The sequence below is a fragment of the Sphingopyxis sp. GW821-FHT12C06 genome (genome assembly GCF_058807415.1).
Genome location: NZ_JBXAQR010000003.1, coordinates 350,187 through 373,212, shown reverse-complemented (window position 1 = coordinate 373,212; position 23,026 = coordinate 350,187). Strand labels below are relative to the sequence as shown.

At 63.4% G+C, this 23,026-nt stretch carries 16 protein-coding genes; 6 read left to right on the top strand and 10 right to left on the bottom strand.

Annotation, left to right across the window (positions count from 1 at the left end; genetic code table 11):
• Position 1: 1 nt before the first annotated feature.
• The 4 genes from AC1RRJ_RS10720 to recF form a co-directional block, all read right to left on the bottom strand.
• Positions 2-1,129 carry an energy transducer TonB gene (locus AC1RRJ_RS10720; protein ID WP_493122432.1) on the bottom strand — a complete coding sequence of 376 codons (1,128 nt, stop codon included), beginning with the start codon at positions 1,127-1,129 and terminating at the stop codon, positions 2-4.
• A 93-nt stretch (positions 1,130-1,222) separates the two neighbouring features.
• Positions 1,223-3,499, bottom strand: a complete 2,277-nt coding sequence (locus AC1RRJ_RS10715) for a penicillin acylase family protein (RefSeq protein WP_493122430.1) — start codon at positions 3,497-3,499, stop codon at positions 1,223-1,225.
• A 122-nt stretch (positions 3,500-3,621) separates the two neighbouring features.
• Complete coding sequence (locus AC1RRJ_RS10710; protein ID WP_493122428.1) at positions 3,622-4,191, bottom strand: septal ring lytic transglycosylase RlpA family protein; 570 nt, start codon at positions 4,189-4,191, stop codon at positions 3,622-3,624.
• 70 nt (positions 4,192-4,261) lie between these two features.
• Positions 4,262-5,371, bottom strand: a complete 1,110-nt coding sequence (gene recF, locus AC1RRJ_RS10705) for a DNA replication/repair protein RecF (protein WP_493122426.1) — start codon at positions 5,369-5,371, stop codon at positions 4,262-4,264.
• Between the two features lie 267 nt (positions 5,372-5,638).
• Here recF and AC1RRJ_RS10700 point away from each other — a divergent pair, with 267 nt between their 5' ends.
• Together AC1RRJ_RS10700 and AC1RRJ_RS10695 are read left to right on the top strand one after the other, a co-directional pair.
• Positions 5,639-5,767, top strand: a complete 129-nt coding sequence (locus AC1RRJ_RS10700) for a hypothetical protein (protein ID WP_272897605.1) — start codon at positions 5,639-5,641, stop codon at positions 5,765-5,767.
• Between the two features lie 58 nt (positions 5,768-5,825).
• Entirely contained in the window at positions 5,826-6,005 is a 180-nt protein-coding gene (locus AC1RRJ_RS10695; RefSeq protein ID WP_493122423.1) for a PspC domain-containing protein, read from the top strand.
• Between the two features lie 113 nt (positions 6,006-6,118).
• Here the strand turns inward: AC1RRJ_RS10695 and AC1RRJ_RS10690 are convergent, their stop codons facing one another.
• The 4 genes from AC1RRJ_RS10690 to AC1RRJ_RS10675 form a co-directional block, all read right to left on the bottom strand.
• Positions 6,119-7,165 carry an acyltransferase family protein gene (locus AC1RRJ_RS10690; protein ID WP_493122421.1) on the bottom strand — a complete coding sequence of 349 codons (1,047 nt, stop codon included), beginning with the start codon at positions 7,163-7,165 and terminating at the stop codon, positions 6,119-6,121.
• A gap of 142 nt (positions 7,166-7,307) precedes the next feature.
• Positions 7,308-11,591 carry a DNA-directed RNA polymerase subunit beta' gene (gene rpoC / locus AC1RRJ_RS10685; RefSeq protein WP_493122419.1) on the bottom strand — a complete coding sequence of 1,428 codons (4,284 nt, stop codon included), beginning with the start codon at positions 11,589-11,591 and terminating at the stop codon, positions 7,308-7,310.
• Positions 11,592-11,643: 52 nt separating this feature from the next.
• The gene (rpoB, locus tag AC1RRJ_RS10680; protein ID WP_493122418.1) at positions 11,644-15,822 is read right to left on the bottom strand and encodes a DNA-directed RNA polymerase subunit beta; all 4,179 of its coding nucleotides are present in this window, start codon (positions 15,820-15,822) and stop codon (positions 11,644-11,646) included.
• 412 nt (positions 15,823-16,234) lie between these two features.
• The gene (locus AC1RRJ_RS10675; RefSeq protein WP_493122416.1) at positions 16,235-16,903 is read right to left on the bottom strand and encodes a DUF4197 domain-containing protein; all 669 of its coding nucleotides are present in this window, start codon (positions 16,901-16,903) and stop codon (positions 16,235-16,237) included.
• Between the two features lie 184 nt (positions 16,904-17,087).
• Here AC1RRJ_RS10675 and AC1RRJ_RS10670 point away from each other — a divergent pair, with 184 nt between their 5' ends.
• The 3 genes from AC1RRJ_RS10670 to AC1RRJ_RS10660 all read left to right on the top strand — a co-directional run bounded on the left by AC1RRJ_RS10670 (position 17,088) and on the right by AC1RRJ_RS10660 (position 18,969).
• A complete protein-coding gene (locus AC1RRJ_RS10670; protein WP_493122414.1) occupies positions 17,088-17,612 on the top strand; it encodes a DUF2975 domain-containing protein in 525 nt (174 codons plus the stop codon).
• The gene (locus tag AC1RRJ_RS10665) at positions 17,612-17,821 is read left to right on the top strand and encodes a helix-turn-helix domain-containing protein (RefSeq protein WP_493122412.1); all 210 of its coding nucleotides are present in this window, start codon (positions 17,612-17,614) and stop codon (positions 17,819-17,821) included. The genes AC1RRJ_RS10670 and AC1RRJ_RS10665 overlap by 1 nt, the downstream gene beginning before the upstream one ends.
• An 86-nt stretch (positions 17,822-17,907) precedes the next feature.
• A complete protein-coding gene (locus AC1RRJ_RS10660) occupies positions 17,908-18,969 on the top strand; it encodes a type 1 glutamine amidotransferase domain-containing protein (RefSeq protein WP_493122410.1) in 1,062 nt (353 codons plus the stop codon).
• Here AC1RRJ_RS10660 and AC1RRJ_RS10655 read toward each other — a convergent pair.
• Both AC1RRJ_RS10655 and AC1RRJ_RS10650 read right to left on the bottom strand, forming a co-directional pair.
• Positions 18,966-20,744 carry a sensor domain-containing diguanylate cyclase gene (locus tag AC1RRJ_RS10655; protein WP_493122408.1) on the bottom strand — a complete coding sequence of 593 codons (1,779 nt, stop codon included), beginning with the start codon at positions 20,742-20,744 and terminating at the stop codon, positions 18,966-18,968. The two genes, AC1RRJ_RS10660 and AC1RRJ_RS10655, sit on opposite strands and share 4 nt — an antisense overlap.
• Positions 20,745-20,825: 81 nt before the next feature.
• Positions 20,826-21,434, bottom strand: a complete 609-nt coding sequence (locus tag AC1RRJ_RS10650; RefSeq protein ID WP_493122406.1) for a TetR/AcrR family transcriptional regulator — start codon at positions 21,432-21,434, stop codon at positions 20,826-20,828.
• A gap of 76 nt (positions 21,435-21,510) precedes the next feature.
• Between AC1RRJ_RS10650 and AC1RRJ_RS10645 the strand changes: the two genes are divergently transcribed.
• Positions 21,511-22,950: an 8'-apo-carotenoid 13,14-cleaving dioxygenase gene (locus tag AC1RRJ_RS10645; protein ID WP_493122404.1), complete on the top strand. Its 1,440-nt coding sequence runs from the start codon at positions 21,511-21,513 to the stop codon at positions 22,948-22,950.
• Positions 22,951-23,026 lie beyond the last annotated feature (76 nt).

Sequence of the window (23,026 nt, the reverse complement as noted above, 5' to 3'; positions counted from 1 at the left end):
CTCAATATTCCGGCTCGACCGCCTCGCCCTTCGCGGGTGCATCCCCCTTGCGCCCCATCGCGAAGCGCACGGCTTCGACGCAGCCGGTTGCCCCTTGCGACGAAGGCGCGGCGCGGGCGCTGCGGACGATCTGCATCGCCTGCTGGCCAAAATCCTCGGCGGGCTGAGACGCCAGTATCCTTACATTGCCAACCTCGCCCCATGGCGCGAGGTCATAGCCGACAATCGCCCACCCCTCGATCGACCGGTCGCGATAGGGCTCGGGAAAGCGCAGCGTCGGCCGGGTCGTCCATTCGGTCTTCGCGGCGCAGGTCGCGTCAGCCGCGCGGAAGGATTGCAGGTCGGGCCTCTCTGGCGCCTCCAGTATCGCCGGAGCACGCCAATAGGGATACAAACAACCGGATCGCGCGCCTTCGGTAAAGCGCGACTCCCGCACCGCCTTGATCGACGCCTTGTCCAGCGCCGGATTACCGGTGCCATGTGCGACCCGCAAATTGACCGGCTGGCCCTTGTCATTGGTGTTATACGAAATCAGCGACCAGTCGCGCACCCCGGGGGTCGCCGGTACGTCGCGATAATCGGGATAAGCGCGAACCAGCGGTCGCGGCCGCGGGCTGTCTGCGCATGTCCCGACCATGCGAATGCGGTCCCAGCCCCGCCTGGGCATCCGGCCCGAAATCGGGTTGAGGCTATAGGATGTCAGATCCTCGATCGGCGCACTGCCCAGCGGTTCAATATGCGGCACATAGCTGACGCTGCATTTCATGCGCGGTGCCCCCGCCGCAAAACGGCTGGCCGCTAGCGCCGGGCCGACATCGCGCGTGAGAGGCCTGATCCCGGCTCCGTTCCGCACAATCGACAAGGGCCGCCCCGTCCCGTCGATCGCGAAATCCAGCGTCACGGGTTGCGGTGTACGCACCGCTTCCGAAAGCATTTGATTCAACGGGCGACGGATCGGCGTCCCCGCGACGACGGCACCGTCGCACCGAACCTCGCCCGGGGTCCATGAGAGAAGCGTCGGCGGCGATGACGGCGGCGAAACAACTGGCGGCGCTGCAAAAGTCGCACCCCCCGGCACCATCGCAAGCGCTGCCGACAGTCCGAACGCGACCGACCATGGCGGCATCATCGTCCATCTCCCCGTTTTCGCGGCCAGCCTAATCGCATTTTCGGGACATACAATGTTGAAATCAGGGATGTCCAGGTCGGCTATGCGCGCACCTCACTCCCTTATGCGAACGGGCTTGCTGCCGCCATCCGCCGCAATCGCCTTCGCGCCAAATGGCAGGCGATGCCATTGTTTCACTGAATAGAGCCGCGTCTGGTCGGCGTAATGCGGCGACGCCGGGTCGGTCGACTGCGAATAGGACAGCACCGCATCGGCCACCGGCCCCGACGCGTCGAACCCGACGATCTGGATATAGCTCGACCCGTGGAAGGGGACGACCCCGCCGGGCGCCGCCGCGGCATTCTGAAGGTTCAGCACCCCCGCAATACCTTCGCCGCCGTGCACCGGAATCTTCTCGGCGCCCCGCGGCGCGTATTGGACGTCGCCCCAGCGCGCATCGAGCGCGATCCCTTCCTTGTCGAGCTGCGCGGTCGCCGCCGCGAGCGCGGCGAGCAGCTTCGTCCCGACCTCGCCCGTCGTTACCATGTCGCGCGGGGTGTGGACCGGGTCGGCTACGTCGAACTTCACCGCCCACAGGCCGGGCATCTTGTGGACGCTCTTCCAGAAGGCCGTGAACAGATAGGCGCCGCGGCTATCGAGGTTGAAGCGGCGATCCCAGCCGGCCAGTGCCGCGCATCCACGCGCGACCTCGGCCTTGCCGCGGCACAACTCAAGCAGCCGGTCGACCGCAAGGTCTGCGGCGAGGCTCTTGTTTGCCAGCGTCAGCTCCTGGGCGATCTTATGATCGATCTTCACCCCGGGCTTGCCGCCCTCCCCGTTCAGCAAATGGCCCAGCTCGATAAAATTCGACCGGGTGCGCAGCGACAGGACGCTCTCGGCCGGGCCGAGGATCGGTGACAGCGGCTTGTGCGGCGCGCTGGCATTGCTCATCCAGTAACTGTCGTTGCTGTTCGTGACATAGTCACGCCGCGCATAGACTGCCTGCGACGCCGCGGGCAGCAACCCCGGAACCGGCGTGCCCACGGCCACATCCCAGTCGCATTCGGCGCGCGATCCGTCGAGCAAGGTCGCGACACTCGCGGCGAGCGCCGAAAAGGGTGTCGCACAGGCCTTGATCTTGTCCGCGGACAAATTGGGCACCGCGGTCACATCGGCGTGCAAAATGTCGCCGTTGCGATCGGCGACGATCGTGTTGACCCAGGGAATGCCCAGCGTCTCCTCGACCGCGCGGCGTACTTCGCCGACGTTCTTCGCCCGTGCGATGCGAACCCACGTCCCCAGCGCGCGCTGATTGCCGCTATTGACGTCGCGCATGGCAAAGGCGGTCGTCGCGCTCCACGTCAGCCCCGACGACGGCAGCGCAACCAGCGCGCCGAAACGCGTCGTATAGAGCGTACGGCTGACCGGCGCAGCCCCCTCACCCACCGGCACGCTGATCGTCCGTGTGCCCATCTTTTCCGATTTGCCATTGACCAGATAGGCGGTGGGATCGGCAGGATCGAGTTTCAGCTGGAACAGCGTGAAATGCCGCGCCGCGGTCACGGTATGCGTCCAGGCAATGTCGCGGTTAAAACCAAGGATCGGCAGCGGCGTCCCCGCGAGACCAACACCCATCGTATCGACCTGCCCGGGGATCGTCACATGCATCTGCCAGAAACGATTGGGGCCGTTCCACGGAAAGTGCGGATTGCCGATCAGCAGCCCGCGACCGTCCGCCGTCGTCTCGCCGCCGAACGCCCAGCCGTTGCTGCCAAAGCGCGCATCATCGGGTCCGGGCAGCCCGCCCGACAGGCCCGCGATCGCCTTGCCCGGCGGCGCGGCGTTGGCGATCCCGTTAGCCAGCGCCAGCGATCCCGCGAGCAGCATTGTTTTCTCGTTAAGTCGGAGCAGATCGTCGCTGCTGATCGGCCGCACCCACGCCTTGCCCCGACACCCTTCGGGAACACCATTCGGGCCGATCTCCCGCAACCAGCGGTTATATCCCGCAACATATCCATCGACCATCGCGACCATCTCGCGCCCCTGTGCCGCCGCCCCCGCGCGCAGACGCGGCAGGTCGACCGTCGCGCGGAAAAACACGTCCGACGACAGATTATCTATCTCGCTGAAGCCCAGTACAGCCTTGTTCGCGGCACCGAAATGCAGCGACCGCTCGCCTGCAACGGTCGCAAACTCCTCGGCGATCAGGCACAGATTATCCTGTGCATAAGCATAGCCAACGCCATAGCCGAGGCCGCGCCAGTCCTTCGCCTTGATATGCGGGATGCCATAGGTCGTGCGGACGATCGTTGCGTCAAGGCGATCCTTCGCCGCCGCCGGTACAACCGACACCGCACCGGCCAAAGCCGTCGCCACAACCCATTTCATCATACGGAAATCCCCCGACAATTTGCGTTATCCGCGCATCTGGCTCAACTCAGCCCGCAAGTGGCACGCGGCGCGCGGGAGCGTCAAGCGCGCCGACGATACAAATGTCGGCAGCGTCGCCGGTCTTATCGCCCTCCGCCGGCGACCTGCCCCCGCAGCCGCTCCAGCTCGCGTCCCGACACAGGTGCCAGCGATGCCGCGGGCTTGCCCTCGCGCAGACGCTTGCGGTCCTTCCCGGAAGGCTCGACGCGGCGCACCCGCACCATCGCATGGCCCTGCGCTTTCATACCCAGCGCCTCGGCTGCCCCCCTCGACAAGTCGATAATCCGCCCCGCCGCAAACGGCCCGCGATCATTGACCCGCACGATGATCCGCCGCCCGCTATCGAGCGCCGTCACCTCGACATAGGTCGGCAAGGGCAAGGTCGTGTGCGCCGCGGTGATCCAGCCGGGGCGGAATTTCTCGCCATTGGCGGTGCGGTTTCCCGACTCATTTCCGTACCAGCTCGCATAGCCAACCCGGTCATAGTTTGGCGCCGCGGCGGGTACATAGGTCGTGCCTCGGACCGCATAGGCAGACCCGATCCGCACCGGCGTATCACTCACAGGGCGAAAACCGCCACCGCCTGCACAGGCCGAGAGCATCAGAACCAGCGCTGTGGCGCTCACCAATCGGGTTGTTGAATGTCCCTGCATTCGCTCGATCCTAGATACTGCGAGCGTGAGGATAAAGCCCTTTGGCGATTTTCCGTCGCTTGGGCGCGCGCTACCCCGCCGCAATCCGTCCGCCTGCAATGCGAAACCGCGTCACCGGCCCAGGCATATCGGCGAACAACGCCGCTTCGGTACCGGTGAGCCATGCTTGCCCGCCCTGCCCCGCCAGCCGCTCATAAAGCGCGCCGCGACGCGACGGGTCGAGATGCGCCGCGACCTCGTCGAGCAGCAACAGCGGACGCCTGTCCCGCGCCCGCGCGACGCAATCGCTGTGCGCGAGGATGAGCGACAGCAGCATTGCTTTTTGTTCGCCGGTTGAACAACGCGCGGCGCTGCGGCCCGTCACAGCGTGGACCGCCGACAGGTCGTCGCGGTGCGGTCCCACAGTCGCACGTCCCGCCGCCGCGTCGATCCGCCGCCGCCCCGCGAACAGCGCCTTCAGCGCCTCGACCTCGTGCGGCTGCTCGCGGGCCAGGCCGTCGCTGTCGACGAGCGTCAGCAACGGGCGAGCAAAGGGCGCGTCGGGTTGCCCCGCCAGTTCAGCCGACAGCGCGACCAGCATGGACTGCCGCGCGGTATCCATCGCCGCGCCATGTTCGGCAAGCTGCGCCTCGAGGCTCGCGAGCCATTGCGGGTCGGCGGACGACGGGTCGGAAAGCAATTTGCCTCGCGCACGCAGCGCCGCTTCATAGCGGTTGCTGTGCTGCGCGTGGCGCGGATCGAGCGCCAGCACCAGCCGATCGAGGAAGCGCCGCCGGTTCCCCGCAGTCTCGACGAACAGGCGATCCATTGCAGGGGTCAGCCACAGCACCGCGACCCACTCGCCGAGCGACGCCGCCGCCGCCGATGCTCCATTAATCCTTACTATCCGGCGTCCGGGGTGCGCGGGCTCGATCCCCGTCCCCAGCGCGACTGGCGCCAAATCGACGCCCGCCTGCACCTCGGCAAAAATCGCAAAGCCGCCGCTCGCGCCATCGCGCACCATGTCCGACAGCGCTGCGCGGCGCAGCCCGCGGCCCGGCGCGAGAAGCGAGATCGCCTCCAATATATTGGTCTTGCCCGCGCCATTGTCACCGTGAAGCGCAACCAGCCCGGCGTTGGCCGCCATGTCCGCGCCAGCATGATTGCGAAAATCGGTCAGCGAAAGGCGGATGAGCGTCATGTCGCCGTCGTCCTAGGGGATTTCGCAGTTTGAAGGAAAGAACAGTTTCCTTCTTTGCCTTGTGGGCGGCAGACCGCTCACATGAGCCTCAAAAAATTCCCAACATTGGGAAATTTCACCACCTTCGCGCAATTTTTGCAATGACGAGGAAATCAAAAATCCCGAAAACCTCACTTAACCGCCAATGAATGAAATTGGCACGCCTCCTGCATTACCTTTGGCATCCCCCGGATGGTCCGGCGGGAAGGATACAGGAAGGACAATATCATGGCATATTTCAACATCGACTCGCTCCGCAGCTACGCCGTCGCCGCCGTTGCTTCGGTCTATTGCTCGGTCATGCTGCTCGCGATTGCCGGCCAGAATGGTGCGCAGGTTGGTTCGCTGGTCATCTGACCAGCGGCCTCCCCGTCACCCAGAAACGCCGGCGCCAGCCGGGACAGAAAGGAAAGAAATGAAACAGGGTTTTCGCAAGAATCGTCGCGATGGTGTGCTCTTCGGCGTGTGCGCCGGGATGGCAGACCAGTTCGGCATCGACGTCTTGTGGACGCGCGTCGCCTTCGTGGCTCTGACGCTCCTGGGCTTCGGCCTGCCGCTGCTGCTGTACCTCGCCGTCGCGATCCTCGCGCCATAGGACAGCCCGGGCCGGACGCAAGCACGCGGCCGCACCGGCCCGCATATTCCCGAAACCAGGGGCTCACCGGCCACTCCGGTGGGCCCTTTTCTTTTATGTCCGCGACGCCCCCGTCACACTGCAGCCTGCAGGGAGCGAGCCGCCCGGGCGAGGCGCAGCCGCCTGATCCACGCCCTGACGACGCGGTCGGCCGCTGCCGCCGGCCAGGCGAAGAGCACCATGCTCGCGACATAGATCAACAACGCGGCTTCCGCCGAGCCGGTCCATTTCTCTGCGGCGTCCCCGACAAACAGCAGCGGAACATGCAGCACATAAAGCGGATAGGAGATGTCGCCGAGATGCTTTGCGACCTTTTCCAGCGCCGGCGGCAATTCCCAGCGCACCGCCAGCCAGACGAGCAACGGGAACAACAGGAGGACACTCACCCCCTGAACCTCGGCCCGCATCGCCGCGGGAGGCGCCAAACATAGCGTGATCAACACAAGCGCGACCGGAACGAAGGACAGCCAGGTCGAGCGTCGCCTGGTCGCCGCGCCCAGCCGAAAGATCAGCATCCCCGCCAGAAAGGAATAGAGGGTGCGCGGGAACCCACCGAAAAAGGCCGACCATTCCGAGCCCATGTTGAACGAATGGGGCGGCGTCGCCATCACCACCAATACGACACCCGTCACGACCATGACCGCCGTCAGCGTGATGTTTCTCAGCCTCCAAAGACCCAGCGCAAAGGCGAAGTTCACCAGCAGTTCGAAGAACAGCGACCAGCCCGGGATGTTCAGCGGGAATATCGAACGCTCCGAAGGAGCCGGCAGCATCAGAAGATTGGCGACGGTGATACCAGCGAACCATTTCGGCGAGGTTGTCGCCACGCCTTGTGTCAGGAAATAGATCACCGCCACCAGGCAACCGAGCAGCCACAGCGGGTAGAGCCGCTCCAGCCGCAGGGTCATGAAACCGGAGACTCCCAACCCCTGCCCGAGCTTTTCGGAATAGCTCATCGCGATGACGAAGCCGCTCAGGACAAAGAACAGATCGACCGCAAGAAAGCCCATCGCCCCAAAGGCACCCGAATGATAGGCCACGACGACCAGAGCGGCTAAGCCGCGAATGCTGTCCAGTGCATAGAATCTGGTTTCCCCACGCATCGTCAGTCCCTGCTTCATCAAATGCCGAGGGTGGCCCTAGATTGGATTGGCAGAAAAGAAATGAAAAATTCCGAAGCAAAATGGCCAAGAGCAGGCAAGAAAAAACCCCGCCGGATCGCTCCGGCGGGGCTCTTTTCTGTCAGCCTTCAGGCGAAGAAACTTATTCCTCGCCGCCAGCTTCCGGACGATCTTCCACCATCACATCGTCGGTGGTGAAGTCTTCGCCCTGAACCTTGCCCAGCGGATCGTCACCGATCGCGGCTTCGGGGCCCTGCGCCAGTTCGGCGGCATGCTCTTCGGCTGCGGTTTTCGGCGCGATCAGATGCTCCTGGTTCGCGGCGCGCATCGCGGCACGAAGGGCGGCATCCTTGCTCGACGCGGTAACGCGAACGCGGTTCATCGCAGCGCCGGTACCCGCCGGGATGAGACGGCCGACGATGACGTTTTCCTTGAGGCCCTGCAGCGAATCGATCTTGCCCTGCACCGAAGCCTCGGTGAGCACACGGGTCGTTTCCTGGAAGGACGCCGCCGAAACGAAGCTGCGCGTCTGCAGGCTCGCCTTGGTGATGCCGAGGAGGACCGGACGCCCGACGGCGGGACGGCCATTCTTCGGCAGCTTGGCGTTATATTCCATCATCTCCAGATAATCGAGCTGTTCGGCAGGCAGCAACGTGGTGTCGCCGCCGTCTGTGATCTCGACCTTCTGCAGCATCTGGCGAACGATCACCTCGATATGCTTGTCGTTGATCTTCACGCCCTGCAGTCGATAGACTTCCTGGATTTCCGCGACGAGATATTCGGCCAGCGCTTCCACGCCCATGACGTCGAGGATGTCGTGCGGGTTCGGCGAACCGCTGATCAGCGCGTCGCCGCGCTTGACCTGATCGCCTTCCTGCACTTCGAGGACCTTCGACTTGGGAATGAGGTACTCGATCGAATCGCCTTCTTCCGGAACGATCGCGATCTTGCGCTTCGCCTTGTAATCCTTGACGAATTCAATGCGGCCGCTGATCTTCGCGATAACGCTGTTGTCCTTCGGAATACGCGCTTCGAACAGCTCGGCAACACGCGGCAGACCGCCGGTGATGTCGCGCGTCTTCGACGCTTCGCGGCTGACACGTGCCAGGACGTCGCCCGCTTGCACTTCCTGGCCGTCCTCGACCGACAACATCGTGCCGACCGCGAGCAGATAGCGTGCCGCTTCACCCGACTGATCGTCGAGCAAGGTCAGGCGCGGCTGAAGGTCTTCCTTCTTGCTGCGGCCCGCCGAGCGATATTCGATCACGACGCGCTGAGCGATACCCGTCGCTTCGTCGACCTGTTCGATCAGGGTCTTGGTATCTTCCAGATCCTGATACTTCACGATGCCCTGCTTTTCGGTGATCAGCGGCATGGTGAACGGATCCCATTCGGCAATCCGCTCGCCCTTCTTCACCTTGTCGCCATCCTTGTGGAGGATGTGCGCGCCATAGGGCAGCTTGTGCGACGCGCGCTCGCGGCCTTCGCTGTCGATGATCGCGATTTCGCCCGAACGCGCAAGCGCCAGACGACGGCCACGCTGATCGACGATCGTCGGCATGTCACGATATTCGATCGTGCCGTCCGAAATGGCTTCGGCGTTCGACTGTTCGTTGACCTGCGCCGCACCACCGATGTGGAACGTACGCATCGTCAGCTGCGTGCCCGGTTCACCGATCGACTGGGCGGCGATAACGCCGACAGCTTCACCGATGTTGACCGGCGTACCGCGGGCAAGGTCACGGCCATAGCATTTGCCGCAAACACCCAGCACCGCTTCGCAAACCAGCGGCGAACGGATCTTGACCGCCTGAACTTCAGCGTCCTCGATCAACTGCGTCGTCGGTTCGTCAAGCAGCGTGCCCACGGGCGCGATGACATTGCCGTCCTTGTCGACGACGTCTTCGAGCGTCGTGCGGCCGAGGATGCGCTCGCCCAGCGAGGCGATCGTCGAACCGCCCTGGATGATCGCGCGCATTTCCATGCCGCGGGTCGTGCCGCAATCTTCCTCGATCACGACGCAATCCTGCGACACATCGACCAGACGGCGGGTCAGATAGCCCGAGTTCGCCGTCTTGAGCGCCGTATCGGCCAGACCCTTACGGGCACCGTGGGTCGAGTTGAAATACTCGAGAACGGTCAGGCCTTCCTTGAAGTTCGAGATAATCGGGGTTTCGATGATCTCGCCCGACGGCTTGGCCATCAGGCCGCGCATACCCGCGAGCTGCTTCATCTGCGCCTGCGAACCACGGGCACCCGAGTGCGCCATCATATAGATGGAGTTGATCGGGGCCATGCGGCCGTCGGGCAGCTTCGGCGTTGCGCGGATTTCGTCCATCATCGCGTTCGCGACCTTGTCGCCGCACTGCGACCAGGCGTCGATCGCCTTGTTGTACTTTTCCTGCTGCGTGATCAGGCCGTCCTGATACTGCTGCTCGAAATCCTTCACCAGCGCGCGGGTTTCGTCGACCATTCCGACCTTCGACGCCGGAATGATCATGTCATCCTTGCCGAACGAGATGCCCGCCTTGAACGCGTGACGGAAGCCCAGCGCCATGATGGCGTCGGCGAACAGCACGGTCTCTTTCTGGCCGGTGTGACGATAGACCTGATCGATCACGTCGCCGATTTCCTTCTTCGTCAACACGCGGTTGACGACGTCGAAGGGCACGGTGTGCGATTTGGGCAGGCATTCTGCGATCAGCATGCGTCCCGGGGTCGTTTCGAAGCGCTTGAAATATTCATTGCCCTTCTCATCGGTTTGCGGAACGCGGCTGATCACCTTGGTGTGCAGTGTGACCGCGCCAATGAACAGCGCCTGGTGCACTTCGGCCATGTCGGCGAGCAGCATATTCTCGCCGGGTTCGCCTTCGCGCTCCAGCGACAGATAATAGAGCCCGAGGACCATATCCTGCGACGGAACGATGATCGGCTTGCCGTTCGCGGGCGACAGGATGTTGTTCGTCGACATCATCAGGACGCGGCATTCCAGCTGCGCCTCGAGGCTCAGCGGAACGTGAACAGCCATCTGATCGCCGTCAAAGTCGGCGTTGAAAGCCGAGCAGACCAGCGGGTGAAGCTGGATCGCCTTGCCTTCGATCAGCACAGGCTCGAACGCCTGGATGCCCAGACGGTGAAGCGTCGGCGCGCGGTTCAGCATGACCGGGTGCTCGCGAATGACTTCGTCGAGGATGTCCCAGACTTCCTTGCGTTCCTTTTCGACCCACTTTTTCGCCTGCTTCAGGGTCATCGACAGACCCTTGGCGTCAAGGCGCGCGTAGATGAACGGCTTGAACAGCTCGAGCGCCATCTTCTTCGGCAGGCCGCACTGGTGCAGTTTCAGTTCCGGACCGGTCACGATGACCGAACGACCCGAATAGTCGACGCGCTTGCCGAGCAGGTTCTGACGGAACCGGCCCTGCTTGCCCTTGAGCATGTCGGACAGCGACTTCAGCGGACGCTTGTTGGCACCCGTGATCGTGCGGCCGCGACGGCCGTTGTCGAACAGCGCGTCAACGGCTTCCTGAAGCATGCGCTTTTCGTTGCGGACGATGATGTCCGGCGCGCGCAGTTCCATCAGACGCTTCAGGCGGTTGTTGCGGTTGATCACGCGGCGGTAAAGATCGTTAAGGTCGCTTGTCGCGAAGCGGCCGCCGTCGAGCGGCACCAGCGGGCGCAGTTCGGGCGGGATCACGGGGACGACTTCGAGGATCATCCATTCGGGGCGGTTGCCCGAATCGATGAAGCTTTCGACGACCTTCAAGCGCTTGATGATCTTCTTGGGCTTCAGTTCCGACTTGGTCGTCGCCAGATCTTCCAAAAGATCGACGCGCTCCTGTTCGAGATCGAGATTCTCGAGAAGTACGCGGATGGCTTCGGCACCGATGCCGGCGCTGAACGCGTCTTCGCCATGCTCATCCTGTGCGTCGAGCAGTTCGTCCTCGGTCAGAAGCTGGAACTTCTCGAGCGGCGTCAGGCCGGGCTCAAGAACGATATAGGCTTCGAAGTACAGGACGCGCTCGAGCTGCTTGAGCTGCATGTCGAGCAGCAGGCCGATGCGCGAAGGCAGCGACTTCAGGAACCAGATGTGCGCGACCGGCGCGGCGAGCTCGATATGGCCCATGCGCTCGCGGCGGACCTTGGTCACCGTGACTTCGACACCGCATTTTTCGCAGACGATGCCCTTGTATTTCATGCGCTTGTACTTGCCGCACAGGCATTCATAATCCTTGATCGGACCGAAGATGCGCGCGCAGAACAGGCCATCACGCTCGGGCTTGAACGTCCGATAGTTGATGGTTTCGGGCTTCTTGATCTCGCCGAACGACCATGAGCGAATGCGCTCGGGGCTCGCAATGCCGATCTTGATCATGTCGAAGGTTTCGGGCTTCGCGACCGGGTTCATGAAATTGGTAAGCTGGTTCATAATTTAGCTCCACTGCCCCTCCCGCGCGGCGGGAGGGGTGAGGCAATATCTTTTACTCGGCGGCTTCGGGAAGAGCGTCCGGGGCTTCGTCGGGATCCTGCTCCGCATAGGAGGAGAGTTCGACGTTGAGACCCAGCGAGCGCATTTCCTTGACGAGCACGTTGAAGCTTTCGGGAATGCCGGCCTCGAAGGTGTCGTCACCCTTGACGATCGCTTCGTAAACCTTGGTGCGTCCGATCACGTCATCGGACTTCACCGTCAGCATTTCCTGGAGCGTGTATGCGGCGCCATAAGCCTGCAGAGCCCACACTTCCATTTCCCCGAAGCGCTGGCCACCGAACTGGGCCTTACCGCCCAGCGGCTGCTGGGTGACGAGGCTGTAGGGGCCGATCGAACGCGCGTGGATCTTGTCGTCGACGAGGTGATGGAGCTTCAACATATAGATGTAGCCCACGGTCACCTTGCGATCGAAGCGATCCCCGGTGCGGCCATCGTACAGGTCCGACTGACCAGATTCATGCAGGCCCGCGAGGGTCAGCATGTCCGTGACGTCGGCTTCCTTGGCGCCATCGAACACAGGGGTTGCGAACGGCACGCCGACCTTCAGATTTTCGGCGAATTCGACGATGCTTTCGGCACTGCGCGCATTGATGTCGTCGGCATACTCGGCGCCATAGACATATTCCAGCGCTTCACGCACGGGTTCGGGCATCTGGCCACCGGTCGCGTCGGGGTTGGCGTTGCGCCATTCCTCGAGTGCCACCGTCACCTTTTGACCCAGACCGCGCGAAGCCCAACCGAGGTGGGTTTCGAGAATCTGTCCGACGTTCATACGCGACGGCACGCCCAGCGGGTTCAGCACGATATCGACATGGGTGCCGTCTTCGAGGAACGGCATGTCCTCGACCGGCAGCATGCGCGAGATAACGCCCTTGTTGCCGTGACGGCCGGCCATTTTATCGCCCGGCTGCAGCTTGCGCTTCACCGCGACGAAGACCTTGACCATCTTGAGCACGCCCGGTGCGAGTTCATCGCCGCGCTGCAGCTTTTCGACGCGATCTTCATACTTTGCGTTGATGCGCTTGATTGCGTCGTCATACTGCGCCTTGATCGCTTCCAATGCGGTCTGCGCATTGTCTTCGACGACGGCGAGCTTCCACCAGTCGGCACGGTCAATTTCGACCAGCATCTCTTCGGTGACGACATCGCCCTTCTTCAGGCCCTTCGGCACCGCGCTGGTCGTCTGACCGACCAGCAGGTCGCGCAGGCTGGAGAAGGTCGCACGGTTGAGGATCGCGCGCTCATCGTCGGCGTCCTGCTTCAGACGCTCGATTTCCTCGCGTTCGATCGCAATCGCACGTTCGTCCTTGTCGATACCATGACGGTTGAAGACGCGGACTTCGACGACGGTACCCGACACGCCCGGGGGCAGACGAAGCGAGGTGTCGCGCACGTCGCTGGCCTTTTCACCGAAGATGGCGCGCAGCAGCTTTTCTTCCGGCGTCATCGGCGATTCACCCTTGGGGGTGATCTTGCCGGCCAGAATGTCGCCCGGGCCGACTTCGGCACCGATGTAGACGATCCCGGCTTCGTCGAGGTTGCGAAGCGCTTCCTCGCCGACGTTCGGAATATCGCGGGTAATGTCTTCCGGCCCGAGGCGCGTATCGCGCGCGGTGACTTCGAATTCCTCGATGTGGATCGAGGTAAAGACGTCGTCCTTCACGATGCGTTCGCTGATGAGGATACTATCCTCGTAGTTGTAGCCGTTCCACGGCATGAACGCGACGAGGACGTTCTTGCCGAGTGCCAGTTCGCCCAGCTCGGTCGACGGACCGTCGGCGATGATGTCGCCGGTGCGGACGACTTCGCCCACCTTCACCAGCGGACGCTGGTTGATGCAGGTGTTCTGGTTCGAACGCTGGAACTTTTGCAGACGGTAGATGTCGACGCCCGACTTGCCGGGTTCGATCATGTCGGTCGCACGGATCACGATACGCGTCGCATCGACCTGATCGATGATGCCGCCGCGGCGTGCCGCGATGGCAGCGCCCGAGTCACGCGCAACGGTTTCTTCCATGCCGGTCCCGACGACCGGTGCCTCTGCACGAAGCAGCGGCACAGCCTGACGCTGCATGTTCGATCCCATCAGTGCGCGGTTGGCGTCATCGTTTTCCAGGAATGGAATGAGCGATGCGGCGACCGAAACCAGCTGCTTCGGCGACACGTCCATCAGGGTGATCTGATCGCGCGGCGCCATCAGGAATTCGCCCGCTTCGCGTGCCGAGATCAGCTCGTCGATGAAGCTGCCATCGTCGTTGAGGTCGGCGTTCGCCTGCGCAACGGTGTGCTTCTGCTCTTCCATCGCCGACAGATAGACGACGTCGTTGGTCACCTTGCCGTCGATGATCTTGCGATACGGGGTTTCGATGAAGCCGTATTTGTTCACCCGCGCGAAGGTCGCGAGGCTGTTGATCAGACCGATGTTCGGGCCTTCCGGCGTTTCAATCGGGCAGATACGGCCATAATGGGTCGGGTGAACGTCGCGGACTTCGAAGCCCGCGCGTTCGCGCGTCAGACCGCCCGGCCCAAGCGCCGACACGCGGCGTTTGTGGGTGACTTCCGACAGCGGGTTGGTCTGATCCATGAACTGCGAAAGCTGCGACGAACCAAAGAATTCGCGGACAGCAGCCACGGCGGGCTTCGCATTGATCAGGTCGTTCGGCATAACGGTCGACACGTCGACCGAGCTCATACGCTCCTTCACCGCGCGCTCCATGCGGAGCAGGCCGACGCGATACTGGTTCTCGAGCAGTTCGCCGACCGAACGGACACGACGGTTGCCGAGGTTATCGATATCGTCGATTTCGCCCTTGCCGTCCTTCAGGTTCACCAGCTCCTTGACGACGGCGAGGATATCCTCGCTGCGCAGCGTGGTGACCGTGTCCTCGGCGTCGAGGCCGAGGCGCATGTTCAGCTTGACGCGGCCGACGGCCGACAGGTCGTAACGCTCGGGATCGAAGAACAGGCCGCCGAACAAAGCCTCGGCGGTTTCACGCGTCGGCGGTTCGCCGGGGCGCATGACGCGATAGATGTCGCTCAGCGCCTGGTCGCGGTCCTCGGCCTTGTCGGCCTTCAGCGTGTTGCGGATCCACGGACCGGTGTTGTTGTGATCGATGTCGAGCAGCTCGAGCTTTTCGATGCCCGCGGCGTCGATCTTTTCGAGGTTCTCGGCGGTCACTTCGTCGCCGGCTTCGATGTAGATTTCGCCCGTCGCTTCGTTGATCAGGTCATAGGCGCTGTAGCGGCCGAAGATTTCCTCGGTCGGGATCAGCAGCGTGTCGAGACCGTCCTTCGCCGCCTTGTTGGCGAGGCGCGGGCTGATCTTGTGGCCGGCAGCGAAGATAACTTCGCCGGTCTTGGCGTCGACGACGTCGAAGCCGGGCTTCGCACCGCGCCAGTTTTCGAGCATGAACGGAATTTTCCAGCCGTTCGCGTCGCGCTCGAAGATCATCCGGTCATAGAAATGGTTGAGGATTTCCTCGCCCGACATGCCCAGCGCGAACAGCAGGTTGGTCACCGGCAGCTTGCGCTTGCGGTCGATACGGACGTTGACGATGTCCTTGGCGTCGAATTCGAAATCAAGCCACGAACCGCGATACGGAATCACGCGCGCGGCGAACAGGAACTTGCCCGACGAGTGGGTCTTGCCGCGGTCATGGTCGAAAAGCACACCAGGCGAACGGTGCATCTGCGACACGATAACGCGCTCGGTGCCATTGACGAAGAAGGTGCCATTGCCGGTCATGAGCGGCATATCGCCCATGTAAACGTCCTGCTCCTTGATATCGAGAACCGAACGGGTGTCGGTTTCGCTGTCGACTTCAAAGACGATCAGACGCAGCGTGACCTTCATCGGCGCCGCATAGGTGATGCCGCGCTGACGGCACTCGTCGACGTCATATTTCGGCGCTTCGAGTTCGTAATGGACGAAGTCGAGCTCGGCGGTGCCGGCGAAATCGCGGATCGGAAAAACGCTGCGCAGCGTCTTTTCGAGGCCCGAGACATAGCCGACCGACGGATCGGACCGCAGGAACTGCTCATAGGATTCGCGCTGAACCTCGATGAGGTTGGGCATTTCCACGGCTTCATGGATATTGCCGAACAGCTTGCGGATTCGCTTGGTCGCGGTTGCTTCGAGGGACTTGCCCACCGACTTCGCCTTGGTCGCCATAAGTGATTGTCTCGCCTGTCAAAAATCAAAATCGCGAGCGCTCCGACGCGAAAAAAGCCGCAGGCAACCGTCGCCGGTTTACCGCAGCTTTCCACGCCTGTCGAAATCCCCGCCGACCTATCCGTACAGCCCGCTGCGCAAAGTCAGGCTCTATCTCGGACGATGGGGTGTGGAGGCGATATAGGATTTGGGGCGCACGGTGTCAACGGGGTGGGTCGGATACCGCATGGACATGCGCCTCGACGCTGGGGTGGTTAGCGGACCTCCAATTTCGTCATCCCGGGCTGGACCCGGGACCCCGCTTTTTTGAGATATCGACAGGCTTTGGTTTCAGGTGGGACCCCGGATCAAGTCCGGGGTGACGACATATGGATGGTAGCCTCTGGTCGTTTCCGGACATTCAGGCCAAAGCCTAGAAGATACCCTTGAGCAGCCGCGTCGGATCCCGTCGCAACGCCGCCTCCTCGCCCGCCATATAGTGGAAGATGCCTTTCAGCGCCTGTTCGGTCACCGAACGGGTCAGACCGTCACGGGTCAGGCCCGCCGATGCCATCAGCTGATTGCCCTTCGACAGCTGGTCGAGCTGGCGATAGGCGCCGACATTATCGAGTGCCGACCCGATCAACGGCGATACCTTGCCAAACAGCACGTCGCCCGCACTCGACTGAAGATAGCGCGTCGCGCCGTCATTTTTAGACACGAGCGCGGGCGCGTCGGACCAGCGCAGATTGTCGATCGCGGCGCGGAACACCGGCTTGGCCTCGCCCGCTGCCCGGCCACCGGCATCGTTCAGGCTTTTGGTCAAATTGGTCGTGAGGCCCAGCTTGTCACCCATGCCGAACAGCTTCGAGGCAAGCTTTCCGCCCGCGCCAGGCAGCAGAATGCGCACCGCCGTATCGCGATAAAAGGCGCCGGGCACAGCCAATTTGTCGAGCGCCCCGTCGGAGGCATTGCCGATCAAGCCCTTCACGCCGCTGCCCGGCAGCTTCGCCAGGCTCCACGGGGCATAGGCGATCGCCAATACTCCAGCCGCTCCGGAGAGCATCGCCCGTCGTCCGGTCATTTCCTCATCCCATTTCATGGCGCACCTCCGCTGCCCTGCCTTCGGCAATCAGGCTAGCAGCAAAGTTGCGACCGCCAAAGCCCGATAGCCATGCGCCGGAAACACCCGCAGCGCCGATAATTTATCGAAAAACGATATATCGATTGACGACGTGCGATATACAGCATATCGTTATTCAATAAATTGCATATTGGAGTTCGATATGAAGACCGATAATCGCGTTCTCCTCGCCACCCGCGGGTTGATCCTTCTGATCATGGGGCTGGTCGCCGCCGCCGCGCTCGGCTTGACGGCCGCAGCGCTCGCCCTGCCCTTTTATCGAAGCGAGGTCGCCAGCGCGCTGGCCGAGCAAGCGCCGGCGCTCGACATCGGGGCGCTCTACCCGCCGCTCTATGGCGCATTCCTGTTCGGCCTGATCGCGCTGGCCCTCATCTGGGCCACCCTCGGCAAATTGCGGGCGATCGTCGCGAGCGTTTCCGAAGGCGATCCGTTCGTCGCCGCGAACAGCCGGCGGCTGAAGGCGATCGGCTGGCTGATGGTCGCGGGGCAAATCGCCGCCATGGCGCTCGGACTGATGATCGGCCGGGTCGCGAGCCTGACGGGCACGCACGGTGGTGGTTCCGACCTTTCGCTCAACGGCCTCCTCGCGATCCTGCTGGTGTTCGTGCTCGCCGGGGTGTTCGAGCGCGGCGCGCAGATGCGCGAAGAGCTGGAAGGGACCATCTGATGCCCGTTCTGGTCAAACTCGACGACCTGCTGCACGACCGGCGCATGACGCTGACCGAACTCGCCGAGCGCGTCGACATCACCCTCGCCAATCTGTCGATCCTGAAAACCGGCAAGGCAAAGGCGATCCGCTTCTCGACCCTCGCCGCCATCTGCGCCGCGCTCGAATGCCAACCCGGCGACCTTCTGAGCTTTCAACCCGACGAATAGCGCGGAGCCGTATCGATCCTGCCTGTCCACGGCGTCGCCGGCGGCGGTGCCGTACCCTTTCGCGCATCCACATGATGGAGAATGTCATGCGTTCCGTCCTGATCCTTTCGCTCTTCCTGACCAGCCTCCTCCCCTCGGCGGCGGGCGCGGCCGCCGCTAACGCCGACCGGTCGCGCATCCTGCTGGTCGTGAGCAGCCACGGCCGCGATGACGGCAAGACCCAGCCCGGATTCGAGATGGACGAGTTGGCGCAGGCATGGCTGATCTTCCGCGACAACGGCTTCGTCGCCGATATTGCGAGCCCGGAAGGCGGCGTCGCCATCCCCGACGAATATGCCGCCGACAAAGCGTATAACCGCGCCTTCGCCGGCGATCGCGACGCATCGGCACAACTTGCCGCCACGCTGCGCCTGTCGGCGGTCGATCCCGGCCGATACGCCGCCGTCTTCGTCATTGGCGGCAAGGGCGCGATGTTCGATCTGCCGTTCAGCCAGGCACTGGCGCGGCTGATTTCCAGCGTTCATGGCCGCGGCGGAGTGATCGGCGCGGTCTGCCACGGCCCGGCCGTGCTTGCACGGCTGCGCGACGCCGAAGGCAGATCCTTCGTCGCGGGTCGCACCGTCACCGGCTTCACCGACGAAGAGGAAGCACTGTTCGGCAAGAAATGGGTCGCCGAATTCCCCTTCCTGCTCGAAACCGAACTGCGGCGTCTGGGTGCCCGCTTCAGCGAAGCCACGTTCATGCTGCCCCATGTCGTTGTCGACGATCGTGTCGTGACCGGCCAGAACCCCTATTCGGTCGCCCCGGCCGCCGAAGCAGTGGTGACAATGCTGGGGAAGTCCGCCGCCCCGCGCGCGCCATGGCCGGACGAGAGGAGCATGGCACTGCTCGCGTCATCGCTGACGGCAAAACCCGAGGCACTGGTCCGCGCGCTGGCACAGGACAACCAGCAACTCGACATGCCGCTGATCGCGATATGGGGCTATTATCGCACGATCGATGCAGTCGGCGACAGAGCACGCACAGCCGAGGGTTTGCGCGTCATGGAGGCCGCCCGACCGTGGTTCGACGACGACGGACTGGATCAGGCAATCACTGCGGTACGCAAGACCCTTGCGGCACCCGGCAATATGAAACCGCCGAACTAGGCCGCCGTGCGGAGCCGGTTCCGGCCGGAGCGCTTGGCGTCATAGAGCGCCTTGTCGGCGCGCTGGAGCAAATCCTCGATGGTTATTTCACCAGCATAGACGGCGAGGCCGATGCTGACCGTCACGTGCGGCAGCCCGCTGCCATCCTCGGCCTCGACCGCCTTGCGCACCCGTTCGGCGACCATTTCCGACGACAGCGCACTGTCGCCCCGCAATATGCAGACGAACTCCTCACCGCCGAAGCGACCGACCAGATCCGCCTCGCGAAGCGGCGCCTTGGCCCGCTGCGCGACGCGGCGGATCACATTGTCGCCCACGGCATGGCCGTGGCTGTCGTTGATCCGCTTGAAATGGTCGATGTCGAAGATCGCGACCGCCAGCGGTGCCCGATCGTCCCGCGCGGCAGCGAACGCCTTTTCGAGAAAAGCAAGCGTTTGCCGGCGATTGGGCAGACCGGTCAGCATGTCGGTGTTGGCGACCCGTTCCGCCGCGCTGCGCGCCGCCTCCAGGATGCGGGCATTTTCGACCGTCTCGGTCACATCCTGGATCGTTCCGAAAATGCCGATCGCGACGCCATTGCGGTCCATTTCGATCGACCCATGCGACTTGGCGTGGCGCACATCGCCGTCGGCGCGCATGATCCGCCCCTGAAATTCGAACGGCGCGCCGGTCGCAATGGACTGTTTCAGTACCTTGCGCACACGCACCCGATCATCCTCGAGATAGCAGGCGAGGCTGCCCTCAACCGTCATCCCGGCCCCCGGCTCCAGCCCGTGGATGCGATAGGACTGGTCCGACCACTGGATCGTCCGGCGCACCAGATCGACACGCCAGTGGCCGACCAGCGCCACCGCTTCGGCCTGAAGCAGCCAGCGATTGCTTTCCTCGAGCCGCCTGGCGAGCCGCTTTCGCACGACGATCAGCGCCGCGAGCGGCAGCGCAATGGACAGCATCGTCACCAGATAAAACTGCAGGAAGAATATCTTGACCTTCTGCGGCCCGTCGATCGCCGCGATGGGGCCAAGCCCCTGCCCCGTCAGCAACGCGGCAATGACGGCGACGATCAGCATACCCGCCGCCGCGCCAAAGGGGCCGAGCCGATAGGAGGCCAGGATCACCGCAAGGCAGGGAAGGAAGGTCGCCGGAAAATGGGACTGCGAAAAGGAGGCCGCGGTCAACAGAGCCGCACCGGTCAATATTCCGGTCGCCTCGGCCTTCATCGCGATCGTCGCATTGCGCATCGCGTTGGACGTGATCATCCGTGCCAGCATGACGATCGGCGGCGTGACGATCAATATGCCCAGCGCGACCGTACTCAACCATGACAGAAAAAAATCGGCCCCGGTTCCCGCGAGCAGCGTTGCGACCACCGCGCTGACGATGCTCGCCGCCATGGCCGCGATACAAAAGCTTCCGACCGCGCGCGGCACCATGAACGAGATCATGTCGGGTTCGCGGCGCCGGATCACCCACAGTGCAACGACCGACTCGCAGGCATTGGCCAATGTAAAGGCGGCGGCGGTCAACAGCGGAGCGCCGCTCAGCATATTGGCCGACAGGCTGGCCGCGACCATTCCAGCGAACGAGCCGATGCGCATCCGCGCGGGCATCAGCAACAGCAACGCCAGAAAATATCCGCTCGGCGGCCAGATCGCGGCGATATTGTCGGCGCCCTTGGTCGCATGGAGCGAAAGACGCGCCAGCAGGAAATAACCGAGCGCCGTGAGCAGGAGCCAAAAAGCCGCCTCGACTCTGGGTGGGAGCGCTCGCGTCATCCCGCCACGCTACGAGAAGCTGGAAAAGAAGCAATAAACATCATGCACTGGCCATTCCGGCCCCGGCCGGCCGTACAGCAGCTAGTGGATACCGCCGAAGGTCAGGCCAACGACCTCTTCGACCATGGCTTCGTCCCATTGCACCCGTTTGTCGAGGATCAGCATGGCGAGGCCGTGGACAAGTGCCCAGGCATGGAGCGCCGCGGCGTCGGGATTTTCAACCCCGGGCAGCGCCTCGCCCACCCCGGCGCGCAGCAGGTTGTACGCGACTTCGCCATCGCCCTCCCCCTCGGCATAGCGTTCGGGCATTTGCCGCGTGAAACTCAGCCGGAACAACGCCGGCTCGTCATGCGCAAAGCGAACATAGGTGATGCCGATCGCCTTGAAGGCGTCGCGCCCGCCGCCCGCCTTCAACCACGCCTGCGCCTGAAGCGCACCGAGGCGCCGTAGCCCTTCGTCGGCCAGCGCGTCGAGCAGCGCCTCCTTGTCAGGGAAATGGCGATAGAGCGCGGTCGCGCTGACCCCGACGTCGCGGGCCAGCGCGCGCAGCCCCAGTTCGCCGTCGTCGCCGCCCTGCAACCGCTTCAGCCCCGCCGCGATCACCGCCGCGCGCAGATCACCGTGGTGATAAGGGGAGGCGGTTTTGACGTCTGCGCCTTTTATGTTGACACTGTTATCTTCGCTTGCCATGTTGTCACCGTAAACATTTCGAGTCGCCAGCGCAAGCCGCGACCCCCCTGCAACTTTCCGCTTAAGGAGCGTCTCCATGGCTAGCAATGTCGAAAACCTGATCCGCGGCGCGGTGACCAAGGGCATCGTCAAGGTCGCCGAATTCAACCGCAAGCGTCTTCCGAGCCCAACCGACGCGCACCCCTTCCTCACTGGCATCCACACGCCGATGACCGAAGAGTTAACACTGGAAACATTGCACGTCGATGGCGCAATTCCGACGGCGCTGACGGGGCGCTATCTGCGCAATGGCCCCAACCCCGCGGTCGCCCCCGACCCCGCCAGCTATCACTGGTTCACCGGTGCCGGCATGGTCCACGGCATTCGCATCGAAGGCGGCAAAGCCGACTGGTATCGCAACCGCTGGGTGCGCGGCGCCGAGGCCTGCGCAGCGCTCGGCGAAGAATTGCCCCCCGGCCCGCGCGAAACCAGCGACGCGCCGAACACCAATGTCGTCGGCCTCGCAGGCCGCACCTTTGCCATCGTCGAAGCCGGCGGCAAGCCGGTCGAGCTGGACTATGAACTGGGCACGATCGCGCACAACCCCTTCGACGGCACGCTCGCCGGCGCTTATACAGCGCATCCGCATCACGACCCCGCCACCGGCGAAACCCACGCGATCACCTATAAGGGCGATACGCCGACCAGGGTGTGGCACGTCGTGCTCGACAAGGACGCGCATGTGGTCCGCGAAGAAGCAGTAGCGGTCAGCGATGGCCCGTCGATCCACGACTGCGCGATTACCGCAAATTATGCGCTGATCTTCGACCTGCCCGTCACCTTCTCGATGAAGATGCTGCTCGGCGGCTATCGCTTCCCCTATGCGTGGAACGAGGCGCATCCGGCGCGCGTCGGCCTGCTTCCGCGGAACGGCAGCGGCGACAGCGTCATCTGGGTGCCGGTCGAGCCCTGCTATGTCTTCCACCCCGCCAACGCCTATGAAACCGCCGATGGCAAGGTGATCGTCGACGTCGTCGTGCACGACACGATGTTCGCGCAGTCGACGCGCGGCCCCGACAGCGAAAAGTCGCGGATGGAGCGCTGGACGATCGATCCCGTCGCCGGAACCACCGTCCGCAGCATCATCCACGATCATGCGCAGGAGTTCCCGCGCTTTGACGAACGGTTGACGACGCAGCCCTATCGCTATGCCTATACCGTCGCGATGCCCGACGGCGAGAGCATCGAATGGGCGATGGCCGACACCCGCCTGTTCCGGCACGATCTGGAAAAGGGCGTGACCGACATCCATGATTTCGGCCCCGGCCGCCATCCCGGTGAGTTCGCCTTTGTCCCGCGCAGCGCCGACGGGGCCGAAGATGACGGCTGGTTGATCGGGTTGGCCGTCGACATGAACGACGAGACGACCGATCTGGTGATCCTGAACGCCGACGACTTTACCGGCGCACCGCAGGCCGTCGTCCATCTGCCGCACCGGGTTCCGCCGGGCTTCCACGGCAACTGGATTGCCGACTGACGGCCTTGCCGGGATCGGCGGGCGGCCAGAACCGCACCGACCGGTCCCGGCGCCTCACCCGGTCGCAAAAGCGGTC

What these genes read in the sequence shown, in the direction of transcription:
- AC1RRJ_RS10720 (WP_493122432.1), bottom strand. Translation starts at nt 1,129, where the DNA reads ATGATGCCGCCATGGTCGGTCGCGTTCGGACTGTCGGCAGCGCTTGCG.
- AC1RRJ_RS10715 (WP_493122430.1), bottom strand. Translation starts at nt 3,499, where the DNA reads ATGATGAAATGGGTTGTGGCGACGGCTTTGGCCGGTGCGGTGTCGGTT.
- AC1RRJ_RS10710 (WP_493122428.1), bottom strand. Translation starts at nt 4,191, where the DNA reads ATGCAGGGACATTCAACAACCCGATTGGTGAGCGCCACAGCGCTGGTT.
- recF (WP_493122426.1), bottom strand. Translation starts at nt 5,371, where the DNA reads ATGACGCTCATCCGCCTTTCGCTGACCGATTTTCGCAATCATGCTGGC.
- AC1RRJ_RS10700 (WP_272897605.1), top strand. Translation starts at nt 5,639, where the DNA reads ATGGCATATTTCAACATCGACTCGCTCCGCAGCTACGCCGTCGCCGCC.
- AC1RRJ_RS10695 (WP_493122423.1), top strand. Translation starts at nt 5,826, where the DNA reads ATGAAACAGGGTTTTCGCAAGAATCGTCGCGATGGTGTGCTCTTCGGC.
- AC1RRJ_RS10690 (WP_493122421.1), bottom strand. Translation starts at nt 7,165, where the DNA reads ATGAAGCAGGGACTGACGATGCGTGGGGAAACCAGATTCTATGCACTG.
- rpoC (WP_493122419.1), bottom strand. Translation starts at nt 11,591, where the DNA reads ATGAACCAGCTTACCAATTTCATGAACCCGGTCGCGAAGCCCGAAACC.
- rpoB (WP_493122418.1), bottom strand. Translation starts at nt 15,822, where the DNA reads ATGGCGACCAAGGCGAAGTCGGTGGGCAAGTCCCTCGAAGCAACCGCG.
- AC1RRJ_RS10675 (WP_493122416.1), bottom strand. Translation starts at nt 16,903, where the DNA reads ATGAAATGGGATGAGGAAATGACCGGACGACGGGCGATGCTCTCCGGA.
- AC1RRJ_RS10670 (WP_493122414.1), top strand. Translation starts at nt 17,088, where the DNA reads ATGAAGACCGATAATCGCGTTCTCCTCGCCACCCGCGGGTTGATCCTT.
- AC1RRJ_RS10665 (WP_493122412.1), top strand. Translation starts at nt 17,612, where the DNA reads ATGCCCGTTCTGGTCAAACTCGACGACCTGCTGCACGACCGGCGCATG.
- AC1RRJ_RS10660 (WP_493122410.1), top strand. Translation starts at nt 17,908, where the DNA reads ATGCGTTCCGTCCTGATCCTTTCGCTCTTCCTGACCAGCCTCCTCCCC.
- AC1RRJ_RS10655 (WP_493122408.1), bottom strand. Translation starts at nt 20,744, where the DNA reads ATGACGCGAGCGCTCCCACCCAGAGTCGAGGCGGCTTTTTGGCTCCTG.
- AC1RRJ_RS10650 (WP_493122406.1), bottom strand. Translation starts at nt 21,434, where the DNA reads ATGGCAAGCGAAGATAACAGTGTCAACATAAAAGGCGCAGACGTCAAA.
- AC1RRJ_RS10645 (WP_493122404.1), top strand. Translation starts at nt 21,511, where the DNA reads ATGGCTAGCAATGTCGAAAACCTGATCCGCGGCGCGGTGACCAAGGGC.